Raw genomic sequence first — 5,017 nt, 5'->3', positions numbered from 1 at the left:
CTCGACACCCTGATCAAGGAGAAGTGGCTGACGGCCAACGGGGTGATCGGGTTCTTCCCGGCGAACGCGGTCGGCGACGACATCGAGGTCTACACCGACGAGACCCGCACCGAGGTGCTGACCACGTTGCACAACCTGCGCCAGCAGGGCGAGCACCGGGACGGCATCCCGAACCGGTCGCTGGGCGACTACATCGCGCCCAAGGACACCGGTCTGGCCGACTACGTCGGCGCCTTCGCCGTCACGTCGGGACTCGGCAGCCAAGAAAAGATCGCGGAGTTCAAGGAGGCCCTCGACGACTACAGCGCGATCCTGCTTGAGTCGATCGCCGACCGGCTGGCAGAGGCGTTCGCCGAACGGATGCACCAACGAGTCCGCAAGGAGTTCTGGGGATTCCAGCCCGACGAGCAGTTGGACAACGAGGCGCTCATCGGTGAGAAGTACCGCGGAATCCGCCCGGCGCCCGGCTACCCGGCCTGTCCGGAGCACACCGAGAAGGCGACGCTCTGGAAGTTGATGGACGTCGGTGAGCGGACCGGCATCGAGTTGACCGAGTCGATGGCGATGTGGCCCGGTGCTGCCGTCAGCGGCTGGTATTTCTCGCACCCGCAGTCGCAGTACTTCGTGGTGGGTCGGCTGGCCCAGGACCAGGTCGCCGACTACGCGAAGCGCAAGGGCTGGACACTGCAAGAAGCCGAGCGCTGGCTGGCCCCCAACCTCGGCTACAACCCCGAGGACTGAGCCCTCTACATGGGCGCTGACGACGCCGGGGGCCAGCCGCCGACGGCAACGCACGAGGACCTACCCGTCGATCCCCGCGCCGGGCGCGCTGCCTTCCGGGCCGCGGTGCGCTACGCGTCGGTGGCCGCGATCGGCGGATTGCTGTTCGGCTACGACATCTCCACGACCAACCGCGCAGTCAAGGCGCTGCAAGCCACCTTTCACATCGGCAACGGGATCCTGGGCTTCGCCGCGGCCTCGGCGGTGCTGGGTGCCGCGGTCGGGGCGGTGTGGGCCGGCCGGCTCGGCGACCGGTTGGGCCGCCTGTCGATCATGAAGCTCGCGGCGGCTTCATTTTTCGTGTGCGGACTCGGCGCTGGGCTGGCGACCACTATTTGGATGTTCATCGTCTTCCACTTCATCGGTGGTATCGGCATCGGCTTCTCGTCGGTTGCGGCTCCGGCCTACATCGCCGAGGTCTCACCGCCGCGGTTCCGGGGCCGGCTCGGTTCGCTGCAGCAGCTCGCCATCGTGTGCGGCCTGTTCGGCGCGTTGGCGTTGACCTGGGTGCCGTTCCACATCGCCGGTGGTGCAAGCAAGCCGCTCTGGCTGGGCCTGGCGGCCTGGCGCTGGACGTTTCTCAGCGAGTTGGCTTTGGCGCTGCTCTACTTCGTGCTGCTGTTCACGATTCCCGAGTCACCGCGCTATCTCGTTGCCCGGCAACGTATCTCGCAGGCCAGTCAGGTGCTTTCCACGCTGCTGGGTGAACGCGACGCCCGGCACACCATCGCCCGGATCGCCGACACCCTCGAGCAAGAGAAGCCGCAGTCGTGGCGCGATCTGCGCAAACCGACCGGCGGGCTGTACGGCATCGTCTGGGTCGGTCTGGGGCTGGCCGTCTTTCAGCAGTTCGTCGGCATCAACGTGATCTTCAACTACTCCGATTTGCTCTGGGAAGCAGCGGGATTCGGCGAAAAATCGTCGTTCACCATCGGTCTGGTGACTACCGGGGTCAACGTGCTGATCACCTTGGTGGCGATCGCGCTGATCGACCGGCTCGGTCGCAGGCCGCTGCTGCTGGCGGGTTCGGCGGGCATGTCGCTGATGCTGATCACGATGACGGTCGTTTTCGCCGGCGCGTCGGTCCGTAACGGTCAGCCACAACTCGACGGGGCTTCCGGGATCGTCGCGCTAGTGGCGGCCGACTTATTCGTGGTCTCGTTCGCCGTGTCCTGGGGTCCGGTGTTGTGGGTGCTGCTGGGCGAGATGTTCCCCAACCGGATCCGGTCGGCAGCGCTGGGCCTGGCCTCGGGCGTGCAGTGGATGGCCAACTGGACCATCGCGGTGAGCTTCCCGGCCCTGCGTCACGCGCTCGGTCTCGCCTACGTCTTCTATACGACGTGTGCGGTGCTGTCGTTCTTTTTCGTGTGGAGGTGGGTGCGCGAAACCAACGGCGTTTCGCTTGAAGACATGCCCGACGAAGTGTCCGCGACCTGAAACCGCCGTGACTTTGGTTAGGCGCCCATGAAACAATCGCTGCCCGTGAAGACCTTTGAGGATCTGTTTGCCGAACTCGGCGAGCGCGCCCGCACCCGCCCGACCGGCAGCGGCACCGTGGCCGCGCTGGATGCCGGGGTACATGCGGTGGGCAAGAAGGTCTTGGAGGAGGCCGGTGAAGTGTGGTTGGCCGCCGAGCACGAACCCGATGACGCACTCGCCGAGGAGATCAGTCAGTTGCTGTATTGGACCCAGGTGCTGATGATCGCCCGCGGGCTCACCCTCGACGACGTCTACCGGAAGCTGTGATGGTAGCCCAGCATCGGAACGGCTCAACGAGACTACGGGTCGCCGTTCCCAACAAAGGGGCGCTGAGCGAGCCGGCCGTCGAGATTCTCGCTGAGGCCGGTTACCGTCGTCGTACCGATCCCAAAGACTTGACAGTCATCGACCCACACAACCACGTCGAGTTCTTCTTCCTGCGGCCCAAAGACATTGCAATCTATGTCGGCTCGGGGGAGCTCGACTTCGGGATCACCGGACGGGACCTGGCGCGCGAGTCGGGCGCGCCGGTGCACGAACGGCTGGCGCTGGGATTCGGGTCGTCGTCGTTTCGTTACGCAGCGCCGGCCGACCGCGACTGGACCATCGAGGACCTGGCCGGCCGGCGAATCGCCACCGCATACCCGAACCTGGTCCGAGAAGACCTGGCGGGCCGCGGGATTGACGCAACCGTGATCCGGCTGGACGGTGCCGTGGAGATCTCCGTGCAGCTGGGGGTGGCCGACGCGATCGCCGACGTGGTCGGCTCTGGTCGCACGCTGAACCTGCACAACCTGGTGGCATTCGGTGAAACACTGTGCGATTCAGAGGCGGTGCTGATCGAGCAGGTCGACGGTGCCGCCTCCGACGGCGGGCCCGAGGCGTCAGCTCGGGAACAGCTCGTCGCGCGGGTCCAGGGGGTGGTGTTTGGTCAACAGTATTTGATGCTCGACTATGACTGCCCGCGTTCGGTGCTCGACGAAGCCACCTCAATCACACCGGGATTGGAGTCGCCGACGATCGCGCCGCTCGCAGATCCCGAATGGGTGGCGGTCCGGGCGCTGGTGCCGCGTCGCGATGTCAATGCGATCATGGACGAGCTGGCCGCCATCGGGGCGAAGGCGATCCTGGCTTCAGACATCAGGTTCTGTCGCTTCTGATCTAGATCCGGTGCCGTCGGCGTTGCTGTGTTAGCGTCCCGCTACGGGCAACGGATCGCGCCGAGAATCCAGGAGGTCGCCGTGGCACACCATCTACTTGTCCTACTCATGGCTTTGCTGATCGGTGTGGTCGCCGGCCTACGGTCTTTGACCGCTCCGGCTGTCGTCGCCTGGGCCGCATTTCTCAGCTGGATCAACATGAGTCACACCTGGGCGGCCTGGGTGGCCAACATCATTACGGTCATTGTCCTTACCGTTTTGGCGATCGGTGAACTCGTTGCCGACAAACTTCCCAAAACACCCGCGCGCACCTCGCCACCATCTTTCGCCACCCGCATCGCCCTGGGCGCGTTCGCCGGCGCGGTTCTCGGCACGGCATGGGGGTATAAGTGGGGCAGCCTGGGCGCCGGCATCATCGGCGCGGTCCTGGGCACCCTGGGCGGTTACCAGGCACGCTCTCGCCTGGTCGCCTCCCACGGCCACGACCTGCCAATCGCGCTGCTCGAAGATGCGATCGCAGTGTTAGGTGGGTTCGCGATCGCCGCAGCAACAGCTGCTCTGTGACAACGCGTTTCGACGCGATCGTCGTGGGCGCCGGCCAGGCCGGCCCCCCGCTGGCGGGCCGGCTGACCGCGGCGGGCCACACCGTCGCCGTCGTGGAACGCAAGCTGATCGGCGGCACCTGCGTCAACACCGGCTGCATACCAACCAAGACATTGGTGGCCAGCGCGCACGCTGCCCATCTAGCCCGGCGCGGCGGCGATTTCGGCATCGGCACCGGAGTGGTCAGTGTCGACATGGCGAAAGTCAAGGCGCGCAAAGACGACATCATGCTGGGCGACCGCAAGGGTGTCGAAGACTGGCTCAACGGAATGGACGGCTGCACCGTCATTCGCGGTCATGCCCGTTTTGAGGACTCGCACACCCTGCGTGTCGGCGACGAAGTTCTAAAAGCCGAGCAAATCTTCCTCAACGTTGGTGGCCGTGCGGTGGTGCCCGGCATCCCCGGGCTCAGCGATGTCGACTTCCTCACCAATGTGTCGATTCTCGAACTCGATAGCGTGCCCGACCATTTGGTCATTGTCGGCGGTAGCTACATCGCGCTCGAGTTCGCCCAGATGTATCGCCGCTTCGGCGCGCGGGTGACCGTCGTCGAGAAAGGGCCGCGGCTGGCATCGCGTGAAGACGAAGATGTCTCGGACACCATCAAGGCGATTCTGCAAAACGAGGGCATCGATATCGTCGTTGATGCTGCTGATATTCGGATAGCCAAGCAGGACAATGGTTTTGAATTGACACCTCAGTCCGGGGGCGCATCGATAGCCGGTAGTCATCTGTTGCTGGCGGTCGGTCGACAGCCCAACACCGACGACCTCGGTCTCGAGCGGGCAGGCGTCCACACCGATGGCCGGGGATACATCACGGTAGACGATCAACTGAAAACCAGCGTCGACCACATTTGGGCAATGGGCGACTGTAACGGCAAGGGGGCCTTCACCCACACCTCCTACAACGACTTCGAAATCGTCGCGGCCAACCTGCTCGACGGCGACCCGCGCCGGGTTAGCGACCGCATTCCCACCTATGCCCTCTACATC

The 5,017-nt window shown here is 64.9% G+C and carries 6 protein-coding genes; all 6 read left to right on the top strand.

What is annotated here, in order from left to right; genetic code table 11:
• A partial coding sequence (locus WBF82_RS22930) for a vitamin B12 dependent-methionine synthase activation domain-containing protein (protein ID WP_424385225.1) occupies nucleotides 1–741 on the top strand: 741 nt, incomplete at its 5' end.
• Nucleotides 742–750: 9 nt separating this feature from the next.
• Nucleotides 751–2,217 (top strand): sugar porter family MFS transporter, encoded by a 1,467-nt coding sequence (locus WBF82_RS22925; protein WP_424385224.1) that lies wholly within the window; start codon nucleotides 751–753, stop codon nucleotides 2,215–2,217.
• Nucleotides 2,218–2,244: 27 nt separating this feature from the next.
• Nucleotides 2,245–2,526 carry a phosphoribosyl-ATP diphosphatase gene (locus WBF82_RS22920; protein WP_424385223.1) on the top strand — a complete coding sequence of 94 codons (282 nt, stop codon included), beginning with the start codon at nucleotides 2,245–2,247 and terminating at the stop codon, nucleotides 2,524–2,526.
• Nucleotides 2,526–3,419 carry an ATP phosphoribosyltransferase gene (gene hisG, locus WBF82_RS22915; protein ID WP_424385222.1) on the top strand — a complete coding sequence of 298 codons (894 nt, stop codon included), beginning with the start codon at nucleotides 2,526–2,528 and terminating at the stop codon, nucleotides 3,417–3,419. The genes WBF82_RS22920 and hisG overlap by 1 nt, the downstream gene beginning before the upstream one ends.
• A 108-nt stretch (nucleotides 3,420–3,527) precedes the next feature.
• A complete protein-coding gene (locus WBF82_RS22910; protein ID WP_424385226.1) occupies nucleotides 3,528–3,983 on the top strand; it encodes a glycine zipper 2TM domain-containing protein in 456 nt (151 codons plus the stop codon).
• Nucleotides 3,980–5,017: mercuric reductase (locus WBF82_RS22905; protein ID WP_424385221.1), on the top strand; the 1,038-nt coding region annotated here is incomplete at its 3' end. The genes WBF82_RS22910 and WBF82_RS22905, both read left to right, overlap by 4 nt.

The organism is Mycobacterium sp., assembly GCF_049673265.1.
Taxonomy (GTDB): domain Bacteria; phylum Actinomycetota; class Actinomycetes; order Mycobacteriales; family Mycobacteriaceae; genus Mycobacterium.
Note: the sequence above shows the minus strand (reverse complement) of the source record. Positions and strands in the feature narration are given on the sequence as shown.